Annotated in this window: 18 protein-coding genes; 14 read left to right on the forward strand and 4 right to left on the reverse strand. The window is 52.4% G+C overall.

Going from position 1 to position 19,427, the window contains the following annotated elements; genetic code table 11:
* Positions 1 to 273 precede the first annotated feature (273 nt).
* From CRO05_RS11535 to recO, 7 genes are all read left to right on the forward strand, one after another.
* A complete protein-coding gene (locus tag CRO05_RS11535; RefSeq protein ID WP_097067314.1) occupies positions 274 to 1,683 on the forward strand; it encodes a DegQ family serine endoprotease in 1,410 nt (469 codons plus the stop codon).
* Complete coding sequence (locus tag CRO05_RS11540) at positions 1,667 to 1,957, forward strand: glutaredoxin family protein (RefSeq protein WP_235001416.1); 291 nt, start codon at positions 1,667 to 1,669, stop codon at positions 1,955 to 1,957. Before CRO05_RS11535 ends, CRO05_RS11540 begins: the two co-directional genes overlap by 17 nt.
* 294 nt (positions 1,958 to 2,251) lie before the next feature.
* A complete protein-coding gene (lepA, locus tag CRO05_RS11545) occupies positions 2,252 to 4,048 on the forward strand; it encodes a translation elongation factor 4 (protein WP_181319835.1) in 1,797 nt (598 codons plus the stop codon).
* Between the two features lie 109 nt (positions 4,049 to 4,157).
* Positions 4,158 to 4,961, forward strand: a complete 804-nt coding sequence (gene lepB, locus CRO05_RS11550) for a signal peptidase I (protein ID WP_097067317.1) — start codon at positions 4,158 to 4,160, stop codon at positions 4,959 to 4,961.
* Positions 4,962 to 5,143: 182 nt separating this feature from the next.
* Complete coding sequence (rnc, locus tag CRO05_RS11555; protein WP_097067318.1) at positions 5,144 to 5,818, forward strand: ribonuclease III; 675 nt, start codon at positions 5,144 to 5,146, stop codon at positions 5,816 to 5,818.
* A gap of 89 nt (positions 5,819 to 5,907) precedes the next feature.
* Complete coding sequence (gene era / locus CRO05_RS11560) at positions 5,908 to 6,819, forward strand: GTPase Era (protein WP_097067319.1); 912 nt, start codon at positions 5,908 to 5,910, stop codon at positions 6,817 to 6,819.
* 15 nt (positions 6,820 to 6,834) lie between these two features.
* Positions 6,835 to 7,563 (forward strand): DNA repair protein RecO, encoded by a 729-nt coding sequence (recO, locus tag CRO05_RS11565; RefSeq protein ID WP_097067320.1) that lies wholly within the window; start codon positions 6,835 to 6,837, stop codon positions 7,561 to 7,563.
* Between the two features lie 110 nt (positions 7,564 to 7,673).
* On the opposite strand, the gene CRO05_RS11570 is transcribed toward recO, so the two are convergent.
* Positions 7,674 to 7,928 carry a hypothetical protein gene (locus tag CRO05_RS11570; RefSeq protein WP_097067321.1) on the reverse strand — a complete coding sequence of 85 codons (255 nt, stop codon included), beginning with the start codon at positions 7,926 to 7,928 and terminating at the stop codon, positions 7,674 to 7,676.
* Positions 7,929 to 8,201: 273 nt separating this feature from the next.
* Positions 8,202 to 8,582, reverse strand: coding sequence for a YidH family protein (locus CRO05_RS11575; protein ID WP_097067322.1), 381 nt, complete (start codon positions 8,580 to 8,582; stop codon positions 8,202 to 8,204).
* Positions 8,583 to 9,133: 551 nt separating this feature from the next.
* Between CRO05_RS11575 and pdxJ the strand changes: the two genes are divergently transcribed.
* From pdxJ to CRO05_RS11600, 5 genes are all read left to right on the forward strand, one after another.
* Positions 9,134 to 9,859 (forward strand): pyridoxine 5'-phosphate synthase, encoded by a 726-nt coding sequence (pdxJ, locus tag CRO05_RS11580; protein ID WP_097067323.1) that lies wholly within the window; start codon positions 9,134 to 9,136, stop codon positions 9,857 to 9,859.
* The gene (acpS, locus tag CRO05_RS11585; RefSeq protein WP_097067324.1) at positions 9,856 to 10,233 is read left to right on the forward strand and encodes a holo-ACP synthase; all 378 of its coding nucleotides are present in this window, start codon (positions 9,856 to 9,858) and stop codon (positions 10,231 to 10,233) included. Before pdxJ ends, acpS begins: the two co-directional genes overlap by 4 nt.
* Positions 10,234 to 10,432: 199 nt before the next feature.
* Complete coding sequence (gene nagZ, locus CRO05_RS11590) at positions 10,433 to 11,482, forward strand: beta-N-acetylhexosaminidase (RefSeq protein WP_097067325.1); 1,050 nt, start codon at positions 10,433 to 10,435, stop codon at positions 11,480 to 11,482.
* 238 nt (positions 11,483 to 11,720) lie between these two features.
* The gene (locus CRO05_RS11595) at positions 11,721 to 12,158 is read left to right on the forward strand and encodes an Hsp20/alpha crystallin family protein (protein ID WP_097067326.1); all 438 of its coding nucleotides are present in this window, start codon (positions 11,721 to 11,723) and stop codon (positions 12,156 to 12,158) included.
* A 144-nt stretch (positions 12,159 to 12,302) separates the two neighbouring features.
* Positions 12,303 to 13,106, forward strand: coding sequence for a class III extradiol ring-cleavage dioxygenase (locus CRO05_RS11600; RefSeq protein ID WP_097067952.1), 804 nt, complete (start codon positions 12,303 to 12,305; stop codon positions 13,104 to 13,106).
* A gap of 54 nt (positions 13,107 to 13,160) precedes the next feature.
* Here the strand turns inward: CRO05_RS11600 and CRO05_RS11605 are convergent, their stop codons facing one another.
* Complete coding sequence (locus CRO05_RS11605; protein WP_097067327.1) at positions 13,161 to 14,627, reverse strand: DUF4139 domain-containing protein; 1,467 nt, start codon at positions 14,625 to 14,627, stop codon at positions 13,161 to 13,163.
* A 216-nt stretch (positions 14,628 to 14,843) separates the two neighbouring features.
* Positions 14,844 to 17,441, reverse strand: a complete 2,598-nt coding sequence (locus CRO05_RS11610) for a glycosyltransferase family 39 protein (RefSeq protein WP_097067328.1) — start codon at positions 17,439 to 17,441, stop codon at positions 14,844 to 14,846.
* A gap of 505 nt (positions 17,442 to 17,946) precedes the next feature.
* Here CRO05_RS11610 and CRO05_RS11615 point away from each other — a divergent pair.
* Both CRO05_RS11615 and CRO05_RS11620 read left to right on the forward strand, forming a co-directional pair.
* Positions 17,947 to 18,378 carry an exosortase system-associated protein, TIGR04073 family gene (locus CRO05_RS11615; protein ID WP_097067329.1) on the forward strand — a complete coding sequence of 144 codons (432 nt, stop codon included), beginning with the start codon at positions 17,947 to 17,949 and terminating at the stop codon, positions 18,376 to 18,378.
* Between the two features lie 309 nt (positions 18,379 to 18,687).
* Positions 18,688 to 19,362: a hypothetical protein gene (locus CRO05_RS11620; protein ID WP_097067330.1), complete on the forward strand. Its 675-nt coding sequence runs from the start codon at positions 18,688 to 18,690 to the stop codon at positions 19,360 to 19,362.
* Positions 19,363 to 19,427: the final 65 nt, after the last annotated feature.

The raw sequence follows: 19,427 nt of genomic DNA on the forward strand, positions 1-19,427 counted from the left end.
GAGCGGTATTGTGATACGTTTGGGCAATGCCTTCGGGAAATACCCTGTCACGGGCATTTGTTCAGATAACTTCGCATCAGGCTTGGATAATATGTATGCGAAACAAATAGTCAGACAATGATGAAAAAACATCTCAATCCGAAACGTTTGAGTTGAATCAGCTAGGACCTCATACCAACGCGTCAGGCGATTCGGTATGAATACGTTGGCAAGTTCGCTTGATCAGGTCAAGCGGACGGCTTTTTTCATTTTTATTCCAATGGAAGACAGAGAATGATAAATAAACTTGTTCTGATGGCGCTATTTGGACTATCCACGACCGTCTTCGCCCAAGCTCAGGATTTACCCGATTTTACCGACCTGGTTGAAAGAGAAGGTCCGGCTGTAGTGAATATCAGTACTGTACAAGCGCCCAGCATGGGAACCCCGGCTTTCCCGGGCATGCCGAATATCCCGGAGGACGATCCCTTTTTCGAATTTTTTCGTCGGCACATGCAACCTCACGGTAATCCAAGAGATTTCGAGTCAAAATCGCTGGGTTCAGGCTTCGTCATAAGCTCCGATGGCTATATTCTGACAAACGCCCATCTGGTGGATTCCGCCGATGAAATTAACGTAAAGCTCACCGACAAGCGCGAGTTTCGCGCCAAGCTGATCGGTGCCGACCGCAGAACCGACATCGCGCTCCTCAAAATCGAAGCCAATGGTTTGCCAAAGGTGACTCAAGGCGATCCAGCCAAACTGCGGGTTGGCGAATGGGTGATAGCGATCGGCTCGCCCTTCGGTTTTGAAAATAGCGTGACTGCCGGTATTGTCAGCGCCAAGGGGCGCTCTCTGGCACAGGAAAATTTTGTTCCTTTCATTCAGACCGACGTAGCTATCAATCCCGGCAATTCCGGTGGTCCCCTGTTTAACATGAAAGGTGAAGTAGTCGGCATCAATTCACAAATTTACAGTCGTACCGGTGGCTTCATGGGTTTGTCATTTGCCATCCCTATCGACGTGGCCACGAATATTTCTACCCAGTTGATCGCTACAGGCAAGGTGAGCCGTGGCAGAATAGGTGTATTGATTCAGGAGGTTACAAAAGAACTCGCGGAATCCTTCGGACTACCCAAACCCAGCGGTGCGCTGGTTGCTTCAGTCCAAAAAGACGGTCCTGCGGAGAAAGCGGGTATCGAGCCCAGGGACGTCATTATGAAGTATGACGGCAAAGCCGTGACCGCGGCGGGTGATCTGCCCCGCATGGTAGGCGCAACCAAACCAGGCTCGAAGGTACCGGTACAGGTTTGGCGAAACGGCGCCACCAAGGAAATGACGGTGACCGTGGACGAAATTCCGCCGGACGAAACACCTGTAGGCCGCGGCGGTAAACGGGGCAAAGCACCCGATACCTCGAACCGTATCGGGCTAAGTCTGAGCGAGCTCAACGCCGAACAGAAGAAACAACTGGAAACCGACAGCGGTCTTCTGGTGGAAGATATGGTACCGGGCATAGCGAGCCGTGCGGGCGTCCGTCCAGGCGACGTGATTCTCAGCATTAACAACCAGGACGTCAAAACCGTCGAGCAATTCAACCAGTTGCTTAATAAAACCCCGAAAGGTCGCAATATCGCGCTGCTGGTAAGGCGTGGCGACACCGCGACTTTCATAACGATGAAAATGAATGGCGAGAATAAATAACATGGCTACCCCTGATCCCGATCGCCCTCCTCTCACGCTGGTTGTATACGGCCGGGAGCATTGCCATCTTTGTGAGGATATGATTGCCGCCCTGCAGGAATTGCGGGGGCGGCTTCCTTTTCGCCTCGACGTAATAGATGTGGATAGCGATAGTGATCTACGTTCGCGTTATGGTGAACGAGTTCCGGTACTGGTAGCGGAAGGGGAGGAAATATGTCATTATCATTTCGATCCTATTGCGGTAGCCAGAATATTCCCCCAGTTCGCGGGATGATTGCGATGGGTGAGCGAGCAGATTTCGCGCACCCCATTTTCAAGTGAGGTCATGTTTGCTTCATGTCGCTTTTGCAATAATTCTCCTGACCTGTCTGATGAAACAACCAGCGCTGGATGCTTATTTTGCCGAAATTCGCTAGAATGCGAATTCTTGAATAAACAGGGTCGCCGGGTCTCGCGGAACTTGGAGTGACCAAGCTTTCAAGAGGGCACACGTGTGCCCTTTTTAGTTGTTCCGGTGCCAGCCCGCTCACCATCCTCTTTGATTTTATCCGTCCCCATTCCCGGACAACTGATGCAGCACATTCGTAATTTTTCCATCATTGCCCACATCGACCATGGTAAATCCACCCTGGCGGATCGCATTATCCATTTGTGCGGCGGCCTTTCCGACCGTGAGATGGAAGCACAGGTGCTGGATTCCATGGACCTGGAGCGCGAGCGCGGTATTACCATCAAGGCGCAGACGGCCGCTCTGGAGTATAAGTCGCGCGACGGCAATACTTATTTGCTGAATCTCATCGATACGCCCGGCCACGTCGATTTTTCCTACGAAGTATCGCGTTCGCTGGCTGCCTGTGAAGGCGCGCTCCTGGTGGTGGATGCTTCTCAAGGGGTCGAAGCCCAGACCGTGGCCAATTGCTACACGGCCATTGAACAGGGTGTGGAAGTAGTGCCGGTATTGAACAAGATTGATTTGCCCGCTGCCGAACCGGAACGGGTCATTAAAGAAATAGAAGATATCATCGGCATAGACGCACAGGAGGCCTTGCGTGCGAGCGCCAAGACTGGCGAAGGCGTACAGGATATTGTGGAAGCGGTCATTTCGCGTATTCCGCCGCCGAAGGGAGATCCTGCCGCGCCGCTAAAAGCCTTGATTATCGATTCCTGGTTTGACAACTATGTCGGCGTAGTAATGCTGGTACGGGTACTGGATGGCGCGCTCAAACCGAGAGACAGAATATTGCTCATGGCCAGCAAGGCCATCCACCTGTGCGAGCAGGTGGGCGTTTTTACACCCAAGTCAAAGAACCGCGAATCGCTCAGCGCGGGTGAAGTCGGCTTCATCATTTCCGGTATCAAGGAACTGAAATCCGCTAAAGTTGGTGATACGGTAACATTGGTGGATCGTCCGGCGCTACAACCGCTGCTCGGCTTCAAGGAAATAAAACCCCAGGTGTTTGCAGGACTCTATCCGGTGGAGTCCAATCAGTACGATGCCTTGCGCGATGCACTCGAAAAACTGAAACTCAACGATTCCTCATTACAGTATGAGCCGGAGACGTCCCAAGCCTTGGGATTTGGTTTTCGCTGCGGTTTTCTCGGTCTTTTGCACCTCGATATCGTGCAGGAGCGACTCGAGCGGGAATATGGCATGGATCTCATTACCACCGCCCCAACGGTGGTGTATCAGATAGTGATGCGCGACGGTTCAATAGTTGAAATCGAGAATCCGTCAAGACTGCCTGATCCTTCAAAGGTAGAGGAAATTCGCGAGCCGATCATTACTGCTACTATCCTGGTTCCACAGGAATATGTCGGATCAGTCATTACACTGTGCATAAATAAGCGCGGCGTCCAGAAAAATATGCAATACATGGGCAGGCAGGTGATGCTGACCTATGAAATCCCGCTCAACGAAGTCGTTATGGATTTTTTTGACAAATTGAAATCCACCAGCCGTGGCTATGCTTCGCTTGATTACGAGTTCAAGGAATTCCGGGGTTCCGATCTGGTCAAGCTGGACATTCTTATCAATGGCGAGAAAGTGGATGCACTGTCTCTGATTGTGCATCGGGGAAGCAGCCAGTACCGCGGGCGGGAACTTGCACAAAAAATGCGCGAGTTGATTCCCCGGCAAATGTTCGATATTGCAGTGCAAGCCGCCATCGGCTCGCATATTATTGCCAGAGAGAGCATTAAAGCCCTGCGCAAGAATGTACTCGCCAAGTGCTACGGTGGTGATATCAGCCGTAAGCGCAAGCTTTTGGAAAAACAGAAGGCAGGAAAAAAACGAATGAAGCAAGTCGGCAACGTAGAGATTCCGCAGGAAGCTTTCCTTGCGATTCTTCAGGTCGGTGACAAGTAGACAAACAATAGCTCTGCCTGTATCGAAAAACCACGTTGCCGATAGGCAGGTTTGCGTCAGTTCGGTGAAAGGCGCGGGGCATCTTCTACTAAAAGAATAAGGAACAGGAATGAATTTTCCGCTCATTATGCTGATACTGCTGGTAATAACCGGTGGTATCGCGTTACTTGATCGCTTCGTACTGGAGCGTCGCCGTGCGCCGGAAGCCCAGGGACCATGGTGGGTGGAGTACCCAAAAAGTTTTTTCCCGGTGATACTCGTCGTTTTCTGCCTGCGTTCATTCCTGGTGGAACCTTTCAAAATCCCTTCGGGCTCAATGATTCCGACCCTGTTGGTCGGGGATTTTATCCTGGTGAACAAATACACTTATGGTATCCGTCTGCCGGTCATAAACCTCAAAATAATGGACATAAAAGAGCCCCAGCGTGGCGAAGTCATGGTGTTTCGTTATCCCGAAAACCCTTCGATGGATTACATCAAACGGGTCATCGGCGTACCGGGAGATACTGTCACGTACCATGATAAGCATTTGATTATCAATGGTGCTCCCGTAAAAATGGAGCCGAATGGGGAATATACTTATGTGGAGTCCGGGCTGAATTATATTTATAGCCGCCGCTTTACCGAATCGCTGGGAGATCATGGCTATAAAACCCTCATCAATCCGGAGGTTCCCGACATACAGCTTGCCGGCGTCCGTCCGTTTCCCTTCCGCGACAACTGCACCTACAATGACAGTGGGTTCACCTGCAAGGTACCTGACGGCAACTACTTTACAATGGGCGACAATCGGGACAGCAGCAGCGATAGCCGCTACTGGGGCTTTGTGCCAGAGCGTAATATTGTGGGCAAAGCCTTCATGATCTGGTGGAATTTCAGTGATCTCACACGAATTGGATTGTCCATCGAGTAGCGTTGGCAAATAGAAAATGCTGAAGCAAGAGCTGATATGCAGAAAAAAACGGTCTCTTGAAACAGACAAAGCAGGAAGCAGTTGGACGACGCGGAATATAACCGGGGAAAGCACAAAGGAAGCTGACAAAGCAAGGAAGCTGAAAATTGGGAAGCTGCATATAGGGTTCTACTTATCAGGATATGGACAGTGAAGCACTTTGCCGGAAGCTTGGCTACACCTTTAACCAACCGAAACTGCTGCACCAGGCACTCACTCATCGCAGCCACAGTCTCCCGCACAACGAGCGCCTTGAGTTTCTGGGTGACAGCGTGCTCAACTGTGCAGTAGCCGGACTGATATTCCGGCATTTTCCCGACCTTACCGAAGGCAGCTTATCTCGGGTTCGGGCCAACTTGGTCAATCAACAGTCGCTGGCTGATTTGGCGCAGATGCTCGACCTGGGCAAGCTGATCAGATTTGGTGACGGAGAAATCAAAAGCGGCGGGGATCGGCGTCCCTCGATTCTTGCTGATACGCTGGAGGCCGTGCTGGGGGCGATCTATCTCGACGGAGGTTTTGCACAAGCCGAGAAAGTGGTCGCGGCCCTTTTCGCTCACGCTCTGCAAGATTGGGATGCGCGAACTCATGGCAAAGATCCCAAAACCCTTCTGCAGGAATACCTGCAGAGCCACAGGCTGGCACTCCCGCAATACTCTGTTATCGCCACCAGTGGCGAAGCTCATCAACAGCAATTCAAGGTGGAATGCATGATTTCCAAGCCCGATATCCGCACTGTGGGGGAAGGCGCCTCCCGGCGCAGCGCTGAGCAGGAGGCAGCAAAGCGAGCCTATGAACAACTTCATCCACAAGACTAGCAGGTTGGGGATAGGCCAATCAATGCCTCAGGCCTCTTCCGGTTTCCCCAGGCGGGATTCCCTTTTTGTACGTGCGGATAGCTGCGTCCATGACCGCTGATTCCAACGCCTCAGGCGCCCCCGACCATCGTTGCGGCTATGTTGCCATCGTAGGGCGGCCCAATGTCGGCAAATCCACGCTGCTCAACAAGCTGGTCGGGCAGAAAATCAGTATTACCTCAAGGAAATCGCAGACGACTCGACATCGCATCAATGGCATTCTCACCGACGAAAAATCCCAGTTTATTTTTGTCGACACACCCGGTTTTCAGACGCAGCATACAAACCGCCTGAACAGCGAGATGAATCGCATGGTTACCCAGAGCATGCGCGATGTCGACGCGGTGATATTTGTTGTTGAGGCCATGCATTTTGATGATCGCGACAAGCTGGTCGTAAATCTTCTACCTGCGGACCGACCGGTGATTCTCGCTGTCAACAAAGTGGACCATCTCGCGGAAAAATCCCGCTTGCTTCCCTTTCTCGAAAAAATGGCAAAGGAATTTGCTTTTGCTGCAATCGTTCCGATAAGCGCCGAGCAGGGAACACAGATAGCGGACCTGATACGTGCGGTACGGCCATATCTGCCGCAAAATCCGCCATTGTTTACCGAAGATGAGGTCACCGATCGCGACGAGCGCTTTATTGCCGCTGAGCTGGTTCGCGAAAAGTTGTTTCGGCTACTGGGTGAAGAAATTCCCTATTCCACCAGCGTCGTAATCGATCAATTCTCAATGGAAGGTGAACTGCGCAAAATTCATGCTTCCATCATTGTAGACAAAGCCAATCAGAAAGCCATCGTCATCGGCAAAGGTGGAGAAAAACTCAAGCTGATCGCCACAACGGCACGCAAAGATATGGAAGAAAATTTTGGCGGCAAAGTATATCTCAACGTCTGGGTGAAAGTGAAAAGCGGCTGGGCTGACGATGCGCGGGTATTGAGAAACCTCGGATACGAGTAAACGTTCGCACAAACAATGATTGCGGATAAACAGCGACAAGACGCACAGGCCGCATTCGTGCTGCACACCTACCCCTACCTCGAAACCAGCCTTGTAGTTGAAGCCTTCACCCGCAACTTCGGCCGGATCGCGCTCGTCGCGAAAGGAGCCAAGCGTCCCAAATCCGCGTTGAGAGGCCTGTTGCTGGCATTTCAACCATTGCAACTCAGCTGGGGAGGTAAATCCGAATTACGCACGCTGTACAAGGCGGAATGGCAGGGCGGCCAGAGATCGTTGCAGGGCACGGGCCTGATCTGCGGTTTTTATCTGAATGAACTGCTGATCCGGCTATTGCACCGCAACGATCCCCATGAGCAATTATTCGTTTACTATCAGGAAGCATTGGCAGCATTGAGCATGCAGACGGATTACATTCCCATACTGCGCCGCTTCGAGCAGCGCCTGCTGCAGGAACTGGGTTATGCGCTGACACTCAATCAAGACGTTGCGTCCGGTAAACCCATCGACTCGAATAAGGATTACTCTTACGAAATCGAACGCGGTCCCGTGGAAGTCGATAATGGTAACCGCCACCATGGCCTGCCAATCCGAGGCAGCACCCTTCTGGACATGGAACAGGGCGATTACTCGGATACCTTGACCCGGCAACAAAGCAAAACGCTAATGCGCTACATACTGAACCATTATCTTGGCGACCAACCGCTACACACACGGCAATTACTGAAAGACCTTCAACAATTATGATACTTCATCATATTGATGGAGCTTGCTTTCCTGATTGCGGCTGCCTGGACCATATGGATAAATTCGCAGACCTCAACCCGAACCCTATCAGGCTGACTATTCGACAGTTATCAAGCTTCCTTGTCCAGCTCGGACATCAAGTGGCTTGCTTCGGCACGGAGCCCTTTTGCGCGGTTGGCGAGGTCACGCGACTTCGCGTCCACGCGTTTGCGGGTTCTGACTGCCGCGCTGTACATCTTGTCCCTCGCCAATGCGCGGCGCCGGTTCCCTTTATCGGGGTCCAGCAGAAACATTGTAAGGGCGCCAAGCGCGATACCCCCGAGTATCCAATTAACCCGAGACACATTTGTTAAATATTGATTCATCTTTATCTCCTTCCATCAACGCAATACCGGAAGTAGCAATCGCCCCTTCCGGCTTTACAGCTGAAACTGCAATTCATACCCAACCTATTCCCAAGACCCCCAAACCAGCGACCAGTATTACAATATACGCGATCCAGGAAGCTATGCTGTTCATGGCGCCCTCCTCTTCATAAGCAGATCACGCTGATATCATTTTCCTTTTTACTTGCCGCATCTGTGCGTTGAGTAACATAGAAAGGCAGAACGGATAAGGCGACGGCTTATAGATAAGCTTCATGAAAATACCAGGTATACCGCAAGCAAAACTCCAATTGTGACAACCGATAAAGATAGAAACGAGGTAAGCCATGGTTTGGTCAACCGGGGTATATCCTCAGGTGGGAGCGAGCGCAGGTAAATTCGATGATTATGTAGAGCAACCAGCGTTGTTGCGGAGCCTGTGAGTACAAGAATGGTCCCAAGCACACCGGAGGGCCAATGCGCGGAGTGGGCATTCGTGACAGCCGCACCGGAATCTGCTAATGACGCCGTCAGGAGATTCAGAAACAGGCCAAACCTGGCAACGACAAAACCGAGCGCCATCAGGGTAAGTCCTGTACGCACCCACGCCAGAAGCGTGCGCTCAGCTGCGAAGAAAACGCGCGAGTCCGACATTTTCTCTTTTTTCCCCTATTTATCCATGGATCTTCAAGGATACCGCTTTCCCGGTAACTGGGACTCTTCTATCGAACTGAAAACCCGCAGCCCAACCTGATCCACCGGTTTCAGCTCGGGAGCAGGGTTGTTACCGCTTGGAATGGGGATCCTACGGCACAAGATCATGTAGATTGCCGTTCTTCTATCAGAAAACAGAAAAAAGCCGCTCGGCCCAAGCCGATAGCAGATCGGTGCCGAATATAAAATATATAAATTAAATGCATCTGCGGAGCCTGCCGCGAACCGGGCTGCCGCTGTTTTTACGCACCTGCGGTGACCTGAACAATCAAAACGATTAAACTTCCATCCTTGAGTTGTACAGCGCTATGTAGCATGGGTATGCGGCGGTGCGTTTTGAGCAGCCGTTTCATTTTAGCCCTCAATCAGCCGGAAATCAGCCATCACCGCAGACGCGGGCGGCAGAAAACGCTGATGTGCTGCATTGCTGTTTATCTATCTCGCCAACAACCGGATACACTCTCCCTAATTACTAAAGAGATGCAACAACTATGATCAGACTGGGCGTCAATATAGATCATGTTGCCACCTTACGGCAGGCACGTGGTACGACATATCCTAACCCTATCGAGGCAGCACTGATTGCGGAATCCGCCGGGGCGGATGCTATTACACTGCATTTGCGCGAAGATCGCCGTCACATACAGGACAGGGACGTCGAAATCCTGCGAAATCTGCTTAAAACCCGCATGAATCTGGAAAGCGCCGTCACTGACGAGATGGTGGAGTTTGCGCTGCGTATCAGACCTCACGATGTTTGTCTGGTGCCCGAACGGCGAGAGGAATTGACTACCGAAGGAGGGCTTGATGTGGTGCGCTATTTCGAACAGGTACAGCGTGCTTGCCGCAGACTGGCTGAGGCTGACATCCGGGTATCTCTGTTCATTGATGCCGACCAAGCCCAGATAGACGCCGCGGCGCAGACCGGCACGCCAGCTATCGAGGTTCATACCGGCCACTATGCCGACGCACGCACTGCGAGTGAGGAACAAAATGAGCTGGAGCGAATTCGCGCAGCAGTAATGCAAGGCATCGGCCTGGGATTGAGGGTCAATGCCGGGCACGGATTGCATTACCGCAATGTCCAACCGATAGCAGCGATAACCGATATATCGGAGCTGAACATCGGGCATGCAATTGTAGCCCACGCACTGTTTATCGGCTTTGAACAGGCCGTAAAGCAAATGAAAAGATTGATGCTGGAAGCGCGCGAATGATTTACGGAATTGGAACCGATCTGGTTGATCCATCCCGTATTGCACGTTTGCTGGAAAAATATGGGGAGCGCTTTGCCAGACGATTACTGGCTGATGAGGAATGGCCTGAATATATCGGCAGCGGACAGCCTGCCATGTTTCTGGCCAAGCGTTTTGCCGCCAAGGAAGCGCTTGCGAAAGCATTTGGGACGGGTATGCGTTATCCGGTAAGCCTGAACCACATTGGAATAACACATGATCATCTGGGCAAACCATACTTTACATTTCACCCCGCATTGAGTGCGCTTGTCATAAACGAAGGTATTACAGGCCATCATCTTTCCATCAGCGATGAGCTGAATCTTGCTTGTGCTTTTGTGATTCTGGAAAAATAGCGAGCACCATAAAAATTTTCTCTGGATATAGATGTGGTGCGTCCCCAAGAATTTGTTTCCTGTGCGTAAACATATGCATATATACGGCGAGTTAAAACTTCTTTGCCGGCATCCGTCTCAGTGGAATCCCGTCGTTACCTTTCTCCCCGCAGTCGGCAAATGAGGTTATCCGGAACTTCAAATTTATGGAGGTGAATTAATGTCGCTCGGGCCCATCATGCTCGACATCCAAGGCACGCAACTTACTGCCGGTGATAGGAAAAAACTCCGGCACCCGCTAGTGGGAGGGGTGATTCTGTTCACCCGCAATTACTCGTCACTCAGGCAACTTACGGAGCTGACCACCGAGATTCACGGGCTCCGAGCACCGCCGCTATTGATTGCGGTCGATCATGAAGGTGGAAGAGTGCAGCGTTTCCGGGAAGAGTTTACAAGGCTGGCTCCCATGCGCGAACTGGGCAGGATCTGGGATGAGCACCCCGGCCAGGCTCGCCACCTGGCGCAGCAGATGGGTTATGTGCTCGCGTCGGAACTACGGGCCGCAGGCGTGGATTTCAGTTTTACGCCGGTATTGGACATGGATTACGGGCAGAGCTGTGTCATCGGCGATCGGGCTTTTCATGGTAGTCCGCAAGCTATTATCGATCTGGCTCGCAGCCTTATCTCCGGCCTGAAATCAGCGGGGATGGCGGCAGTGGGAAAACACTTCCCAGGACATGGCTATATCCAGGCCGACTCCCATTTTGAAATGCCTGTAGACGAACGACCTTATGCAGAAATCGAAATGAACGACTTGATTTCATTTCGCAAAATTATCGATTTCGGGCTCACGGGCATTATGCCAGCCCATGTCATTTATCCCAGAGTCGATACGCATCCCGCGGGTTTTTCCGAAGTCTGGCTGAAAAGGATTCTGCGCCGCGAACTCGGATTCGAGGGCTGCATTTTCAGCGACGACTTGAGTATGGAAGGCGCCGCAGTTGCCGGCAGCATGTTGCAGAGGGCGGAAAATGCGTTAAATGCAGGTTGCGACATGGTGCTGGTATGCAACAATCCGACTGGTGCGGATAAATTGCTGGCGGAATTACGATGGGATATCCCCGCCATCAGCGTTATCCGTCTTGCGCGCATGCGCGGACGACCAAACCCCGATTCAATCATAAAACTCCATGAAACGGCCAGTTATGTCAAAGCTGTGGAGAACATTGCAACTATCGGAATCCGTAGCGGCGAGTTGCCGCTGGCATAGATAAAGCAGAGGCTCCGCTACTCTTTCCTTCCCCATCTGTTTTCCAATCCGGTCCCGGTGGATCAAGTCCGCCATTTCTCCTGTTTTACAACTCTATTAGATTCTCTCGCCGATACGCATTCCGAAAAGAATAAGAATCACGGTTGAAAAATAGGCAAATGAACCTATATTGATTACAGAGTGCTGATTTGAATACCTCAGCATTGGCAGGTCAACCTTAAAATCATATGGAGGTATTATGGCTATTGCTCGTTACGAACCGTGGAGTTTATTACATCAATTACATAGGGAACTGGACCGTGCACGCGAGGGCGGGAACGGCGAGGGATCAGCCGCTACCGCAGAATGGGCACCGGCGGTCGATATCAAGGAAGAACCTGATAAATTCCTTATTGAGGCTGATCTCCCAGGCGTTAAACCTGAAGAAATTGACATCACGATGGAAGACGGAGTACTGACCATCAAGGGTGAAAAGAGAACCGAAGCAAAAACAGAGAAAGAAGGCTATAAGCGGGTGGAACGTACCTATGGTTCTTTCCACAGGCGTTTCAGCTTGCCGGACACTGCCAATCCCGACGCGATATCGGCAAAATCGAATCATGGCGTATTGGAAATCGTCATTCCCAAGCGCGAAGCTGTCCAGCCCAAGAAAATTAACGTAACCGCCGCCGAATAATAGCAACAACCGAACGGAGTCTTCGGGCTCCATTTCGGGCTTCGATTTTAATTCCAGTTATTCCAATTCGGAATAACCAAAGTGCGCGCCTCGCCAGGCGCGAGGGCTTTTCGCCTTCCAACGGCAAATTTCATAAAGATCAGCATGAGCAAATCCAGATTGCCCGCGTTATTCATATCGCATGGGGGCGGGCCGTGGCCGTATATCCAGGAAATGAAAAAACTGTTTGCGAAAACAGCCGTCGAGTTCAGCAGAATTCCTGAAACGCTACCCTTCAAACCTGACGCAATTCTGGTGGTTTCGGGCCACTGGGAAGAGCCCCAGTTCACGGTGGCTACTTCCGAGCATCCGCCGATGGTATACGACTATTCCGGTTTCCCGGAGCATACCTACCATATCAGCTATCCGGCGCCCGGTTCTCCTGCCTTGGCAGGCCGGATACGCGCCCTCCTCAGCCAATCCGGGATCAATTGCAAAGAAGATCCCACGCGAGGTTTCGATCATGGGACCTTTACACCGCTGGTACTGATGTATCCGGACGCTGATATTCCCGTGGTTACGCTTTCGATGAAATCAAACTATGACCCGCTAGAGCACATACGTCTTGGGCAAGTGCTGTTGCCACTGCGTGACGAGGGCGTGTTGATTATGGGCAGCGGCCTCTCGTATCACAATATGCGTGGCTTTGGAGGCGATCAAGCGAAACCGGTTTCCGAGCAGTTTGAAGCGTGGCTCAATGAAACCATTTCAGAAGCTGACGTGCAGGTTCGAAATGAGCGGCTGCAAAACTGGGAAAAAGCGCCTGCAGCCCGTTTGGCCCACCCCCGGGAAGATCACCTGATCCCCCTCATGGTAGTGGCGGGCGCGGCAGGAGAAGATAGAGGCCGCCGGATGTTTATAGATACTGTATGGAACACCGTCATGGCCTCATATCGGTTCGGTGACTGAAACTCGATTCGTGCCTCCCTGGCGGCCTGTCGGACTTGAAGAATCGACAGGCTGCTAGTTCCTGTCCTTATATTTGACGCGTACGCGATAACTCAACGTGGTCTTCCCGTCGGCGGGGATCGAGACTTGCCATTCCGCCACCCCGGACGCAACTTTGGTATGAGGTTGCGACTCTGATACCATCGTCCAGTCACCCGGCACTGGTTCCCGCACCGTCACTACGACCGGTTGTTTCTTTGCATTCTTCAATACGATCTGATGGGCGGTTTCGTAGATGCTGCTGTAGCGCTTTTCACCGTCCAAGCTTTTAAAATCCGTCTGCTTTTTCTCAGCGGTCACATCGAACGCATTCCCCAGTTTCAGACGAACGGCTTCATTCGCGGGAGTGTGATCAATCTGATCTTCCCCCACAAATTGAGCATTACCCATCCCGTCCTTCTTGTAAACCCGGGTTATTCCCTTGGGTAGCGGAATGCCCAGGCCGGCACCCTTATTCATGAATTCGACAAATACTGCCACTTTCAGCTTCCGGCCTATGTCGTCGTACCGGCCCGAGTAATAATAATCCGCACCGATCAGCAAAAATTCCTTCCTGACTGGCACATTGGTGGCTGACATCAGCGCTACCTGCTTGGTTTGATTCTCTGCCAATGACGCAGGGCGCTGCAGCGTATAAAGATGGTATTCGAACAGGACTTCCTGCTTCATGTCCATCGCTTCGGCCATTTGTGACATACCCATCACCTTGCGCGATACAGGCTGCTGCTGACGCACTCTGTTCAAATCCCCGGCAACCAGTTGCAGCCTTGCGTCCGGATAGGTTGCTCCACTCTGGTTAGTCAATGTAACCCAGCCATTCAAATCGAGGTGGTCGTCGTGCTCATTCAGTTCCGCAACGTAATCGGCGCGCCACGACAGCCCCGTGGTCAAATAGGAAAGTTCGAGATTCTGTTCGCCCGACACGGGCGTAATGAGCGAGACAACAAGGGTCGGCTTGTCGCGCAAATTTTCGGGTACACCACGAAATGCCAGGCGGCCCTCGCCCGGTATGCCGCTCTCGATCCGATCAGCATATTTGAGTATGGCGCCATTATTTGTGGCAAGCACTGTGGCCGCTTCCGTGGTTTCCTTGCCCGTCGCGGGATTCACGCGAATGACCATCACTTCCTTGCCAAGATATTTATCCAGCAATGTCTGGGGGGTCAAGAGGTCGAAATCAAAGTTCTGCTCCTGCAAACGGAACCCATCCGCATGGGTCAGATTGCGCAATTGTGCTGTTTCGGGCTGCATCTGAGCGGAGACCTCACGCCACGCCAGTTTATTGAAACCGGCTCCCAGTCCGACTCTGCGTGAGTCTTTCACCAATGCGAGGTTATCATTGTAGATCGTAACGGCGACCTCCTGCTGCTCCGAGGCCGTTGTGACTATCTCACCTTTGCCGCTTCCGGAGGCGGCAACACCAATCGGGGAAATTACTGCCAGGCTTACTGCAAGGATGTTCGCGATCAATATCTTCAGCATTTCATTCCCTCATTAGCGCCACTCCCGCGCGACGCGCGGGAACCCAATATCCCGCTATCCCCGTTTTCGTTCATGCAGCGATATGAAAACATGCAACAACAGCAACTTCGCGAGAATAAAGGATTACGAAACTGTCGAGTCCGGCGGCCACGGGAATCTCCAGATAAACCTCGATCGCGTTGCCAACCAACCGTCGTTATTCAGAGGATTCTAACGTTAATCCTGCTGCGCGCGAGAGCCGAGGTATCCCTGCGCCACCCGATAGTACACGCGACGCAGCGGTTTGCCGTCCCGCTCGATCGCCACCTCCTGAACCGCGCCAGGCTGGATGAGCACTGGGGTAATATTGTCATTGCCCTCTATATCACGCTCGATCTGCCAGGGCCTCATGCCCACAAGAATGATCGGCCGGCTTGTCGGCGGCTCTGTCGGATACCAGAAATTGTACATGGCGGCATTCTGGCTGAACATATTGCGCGAGCGTATGTCCATCGGCTGCGCTTTATCGTTGTAGAAGGATAGCGCGCTGGCAACCGACCACTTGCTCATGCCTACGACAATTGGCTTTTGTCCGGTCTCGTGTTGAACCTTCGCTGCAATCTGCTCGACTTCATGCGTTGCCTCGCGCCAGAAATAGTGCTCGGTAAAACCCGCGTATGGAATGCCGGGGATGCCAAGCACCACATAATGCATCGCGAATGCGTAGAAAAACAGGCAAACCGCTATGGTGGGTTTCCAGGCCGTTCTCAGGCGAATTGCAATGCTGCGCAAATCGCCGGTTTGGCCCATCATCCACGCCATCGTTGGCAGCAGTGCAAGCCAGACCGGTCCGGTCCAGTGAAATTTAGGTGCGCCAAAGAGGCTGAGCCCGAAGAACACGGCCAATGGCACACCGGTGAAAACCCTCACGAACAGGCGTCGCCTGTTCGCAAGCGGGCGGGAATCATGGTCCCGCTCAGGCAACAACGCCAGTATGGCAGCCATCAAGCCAGCGGGAGTCAACACCAGCAGCATGTGGAGAAACAGCCAATGCAACGAAAATTTATTGCCTATTCCGGTTGCCCGCTCCGATTGGAACAGAATCGAGGCCCAGTCGTGCTGGATATTCCAGATGATCACGGGCGAAAATAGCAGCAGTGCAAGCGCCGCCGCAAGATACGGATGAGGGCGACGCAGCCACGGTCGTGCAATGGGATCGAGGATGACAAACAACAGCGCCGCAAGACCGAGCAGGCCCAGCGTGTATTTCGACAGTAGACCCAGGCCGAAAGCGATGCCCATACCCAACCACACTGAACGGCTGTAGCCTGCCAGCAACGCCCTTTCCATATAATAGAGCGTTGCGGCCCAGGCCGCCATCAATGGCGCGTCGGCTGTCATTAATGTTGCCGTAACAAAGCCAAACGGCAGCACGGCCAGCAATAGCACCGCGCGAATGCCCGTCGATTTATCGTACAGGTTGCGCGCCAGCGCGTATGAATAGCCCATCGTTACCAGGCCGCAGATAAATGCGCCGATCCGAACCCCGAACTCGTTATCGCCAAAAATTGAAGTACCGAGCCATATCAGCCATGCGACCATTGGCGGATGGTCGAAAAAACTAAGATCCATGTGCTGAGCATAGTTCCAGTAGTAAGCTTCATCGGGAATCAGTTGCGCCACGCCGAGATAGACCAGACGCAGCAGCACGGCAAACATGACGATACCGAATGAGGCTACGCGCCAGCGTATATCCAGCGAGGGAGGATTCAGCCTGACAGGAAATACATAGAAGGCGGAGCCGAAGTAGTTGATTGCCGCCGTCGCGGCGATCGCGGGGAAAATGGCCAGGAACGACGGCACATTCCATCCATAGACCAGCAGGGCCAGTACGCCGCCGCGCATCAACAATGCAAACACGCCCACCGTTAGAAAGCGGCCGAACTGATCCCACCGCAAATACCCTTCATGGTGGCGGCGGAACGACCATTTCGAATTGAGCGAATAATTCAGCGCCGCAGCCGCGAAGAAGCTCATGATATGCGCCAGCGCAAGTCCGGCGCCGCTGCTCATGAGCCATTGAAACAGCAGCGCATCGACGACCACGCCGAACAAACCGACAGCTGCAAATCGGCTGGCGGTACCGACGGAAACCGTGCCGCCGGCGAGTGTCATCAAGCGCTGCAGATAAGTCCACTGGTGTAGAAAGGACAGCTTCGATGTGCCGCGGGTTCGATCATGAAAGCAGATAGGCACTTCGGTCACCCTGAGCTTGCCGTGACCTGCCATTAGCAGTTCGAGCAGAATCTTGTATCCGCGGGCGCGCTCGGCAACGGCGGTGGCCAGTTCCCGGCGGAATGCAAAAAATCCCGAGGTTGCATCGTTTACATCACAGAGGGGTCGGGCAAGCCAGCCGCCGAGTCGCGATAACCACTGACGATGCAGCGGCCATCCCACGGTGCTCCCACCCGGCACGTAGCGACTGCCGACAGCCACATCGTGGCTTCCATCCAGCACGGGGGCAATGAGGGCGGGCAGCCGCTCAGGCGGGTGGCTCAGGTCCGCATCCATCACGACGATGACGTCGCCACGCGCGAGCGCAACCCCAGCCAGAATCGAGCGTGTGAGATCCGGCTTTTCACGGCGTTCAAGCAGCTGCACATGCAGCGGTGCATCCACCAGCTTCGCCCAGGCTCGGACCCTGTCGGGCGTTCCATCGCTTGAGCCATCATCAACAAAAATGACCTCAAAACTCGACGCTGGCAGGTCAAGCGCAGACAGACGAGTCAATAAGGGATCGATATTGTCTGCTTCGTTAAGCGTTGGAACCACCACCGAGAATTGTACAGTGCTGGTTATAGCCGCGTTAGGCGAGCCGGACGACGTTGAGGAGAGAGAACGCAAAGACAGGAAACTGGTTGGGTCGGGCAAATTGATTAAGGAGTTCACGTGACCGTTATTTTTCTGCGCATCATCATGCGCTTGTTTCTTGATTACAGCAGGTCAAATGGCGGACTGGACAACATGCCGAAGGGTAGCATAATTCATGGCTGCGCGGCTGTGAATGGCGCTGTGTGGTGTGCAGAATGTGACGCTGAATATCGAGACCAACGATTTCCAAACAAATTCCAGTATTTCTTTTTTATGTGGCGAGCATGTACCCTCGGGCGCTCCAACGGTATTTTATGCTCTCTCTTCGACTGCTCATTCCTCGCGGAACCACCAGGTAAGTAAAACGCTCCCGGCGAGCATCAATTTTCGAGATGCCGCCCAAATATCTCAATGGTATGCTAGTATTAAGTTGGATTTAATTTATTTAATCTACTATAGGGAGGTATCTATGAAAAACATGTTGAAACCATTACTGATACTGTCTGCACTATTATTCTTTTCGCCTCAAGGGGCAATGGCTCATAGTTATGCGGAGGGAGTGGGCGACAAACTGGCGCATGGCGTAGCGAACACGGTAACAGGGATAGGGGAAATCCCAAAAAACATTATCCTCAATACTAACCAGAAAGGCCTTGCTTATGGAATTCCGGTTGGATTGTTTACCGGAATTGTACACGGGATTGGGCGCACATTAACCGGAGCTGTAGACCTGGTGACGTTTGTCATTCCCACCAAGCCGATAATTTACCCCGATTTTATCTGGAAAGATTGGGATAAGGAAACGCACTACCATCCCGACTGGAAGCTAAGCACAGATTCCAACGGTAAACCCGCGGGCAGCTCCTATCAGGACAAGCCTAGAGATCAGACTTACCCATAGTTCATTGTTTTGCCATCTCTCAAAAAGGGAGCTTCGGCTCCCTTTTTGTTGGGAACAGTGAAGCGTACAGAAAGTATCCACTTCCGTCTCCGGCACCTGCCGCGACATATCTTTTGGGCTTTACAATATTGCGCTTCCGATTGAGCGAGTTGCCTGCATTCCATGCGCTTCGGTTTTGTTGATGGCCGATATCATGCGCGCTATCATTCCTCGTAATACGCATCCTCAAGCAGAGCACGCATTTTGCAATCGCGTTAAACTACGGGCTCCATCGAGTTCAACCCATCCGGATACAAGGTTGCTTCAGGCATGACGACAAACGACACTCTCAAAACCAGGTTCGAAGCCATTGATGCTGACTGTGAAAGTGCGGCAAAACTGGAACTCGACAGATTGTTCGATCCCACACACTATGACGACGCGAAATTCCACGCGCCATCCCCCCAGGCGGCCGAGGCAATTTGGCTCAAGCTTATTGCCAGGAAGGAACATGACTTTACCCAGGAGATAGGCCAGGTTCTGAAGCCGAAATCTGCTGTCCAGTCTAATGCCTTGAGTAAGGAAGCTGTCTCTACCCTCAAGGCAATGGTTGACGCCATGTTTGCAGATGAACGATACCTGGAACGCATGCAGGATTTCTACAAGGAGGTGGCAAGGAAGGCGCTGTCATACGAATCGTCTTTTGTAATGGAGGCTAAACGGCTCGACCTTATCGACGACACATATCGGGCAGGAGTCAAAGACGCACTAAGCCGTACCCGGCGCAAGATTTTTGCGGAATTCGAACGGTATCAGACCAACGAACCGAAGGATACCGGATTTCTATCGCAGTGGCGCCATTACTCCACCCTCAGTCCATGGCAATCTATTGGTACGGTCGTCCTGTTAAGTTTAACGTCATACCTCATCGCGTTTCTCATCGCAAGCGATACAATTCAGGAGCTACTGGAGCGCTTCGGCTGGTCCAGTGGAACAGGCCTGTAATACTCGAGTACCGTTCCAGTTACGGCCTGCCAGAATCGCTCTTAACAGTCTGCTCAAAACCAATC

The sequence above is a fragment of the Nitrosovibrio sp. Nv4 genome (assembly GCF_900215485.1).
Classification (GTDB): Bacteria; Pseudomonadota; Gammaproteobacteria; order Burkholderiales; family Nitrosomonadaceae; genus Nitrosospira.

What these genes read in the sequence shown, in the direction of transcription:
- recO (WP_097067320.1), top strand. Translation starts at nt 6,835, where the DNA reads ATGATTGCGGATAAACAGCGACAAGACGCACAGGCCGCATTCGTGCTG.
- nagZ (WP_097067325.1), top strand. Translation starts at nt 10,433, where the DNA reads ATGTCGCTCGGGCCCATCATGCTCGACATCCAAGGCACGCAACTTACT.
- CRO05_RS11570 (WP_097067321.1), bottom strand. Translation starts at nt 7,928, where the DNA reads ATGAATCAATATTTAACAAATGTGTCTCGGGTTAATTGGATACTCGGG.
- CRO05_RS11620 (WP_097067330.1), top strand. Translation starts at nt 18,688, where the DNA reads ATGACGACAAACGACACTCTCAAAACCAGGTTCGAAGCCATTGATGCT.
- CRO05_RS11540 (WP_235001416.1), top strand. Translation starts at nt 1,667, where the DNA reads ATGGCGAGAATAAATAACATGGCTACCCCTGATCCCGATCGCCCTCCT.
- CRO05_RS11600 (WP_097067952.1), top strand. Translation starts at nt 12,303, where the DNA reads ATGAGCAAATCCAGATTGCCCGCGTTATTCATATCGCATGGGGGCGGG.
- CRO05_RS11595 (WP_097067326.1), top strand. Translation starts at nt 11,721, where the DNA reads ATGGCTATTGCTCGTTACGAACCGTGGAGTTTATTACATCAATTACAT.
- era (WP_097067319.1), top strand. Translation starts at nt 5,908, where the DNA reads ATGACCGCTGATTCCAACGCCTCAGGCGCCCCCGACCATCGTTGCGGC.
- pdxJ (WP_097067323.1), top strand. Translation starts at nt 9,134, where the DNA reads ATGATCAGACTGGGCGTCAATATAGATCATGTTGCCACCTTACGGCAG.
- CRO05_RS11605 (WP_097067327.1), bottom strand. Translation starts at nt 14,627, where the DNA reads ATGCTGAAGATATTGATCGCGAACATCCTTGCAGTAAGCCTGGCAGTA.
- lepB (WP_097067317.1), top strand. Translation starts at nt 4,158, where the DNA reads ATGAATTTTCCGCTCATTATGCTGATACTGCTGGTAATAACCGGTGGT.
- rnc (WP_097067318.1), top strand. Translation starts at nt 5,144, where the DNA reads ATGGACAGTGAAGCACTTTGCCGGAAGCTTGGCTACACCTTTAACCAA.
- acpS (WP_097067324.1), top strand. Translation starts at nt 9,856, where the DNA reads ATGATTTACGGAATTGGAACCGATCTGGTTGATCCATCCCGTATTGCA.
- CRO05_RS11535 (WP_097067314.1), top strand. Translation starts at nt 274, where the DNA reads ATGATAAATAAACTTGTTCTGATGGCGCTATTTGGACTATCCACGACC.
- CRO05_RS11615 (WP_097067329.1), top strand. Translation starts at nt 17,947, where the DNA reads ATGAAAAACATGTTGAAACCATTACTGATACTGTCTGCACTATTATTC.
- CRO05_RS11575 (WP_097067322.1), bottom strand. Translation starts at nt 8,582, where the DNA reads ATGTCGGACTCGCGCGTTTTCTTCGCAGCTGAGCGCACGCTTCTGGCG.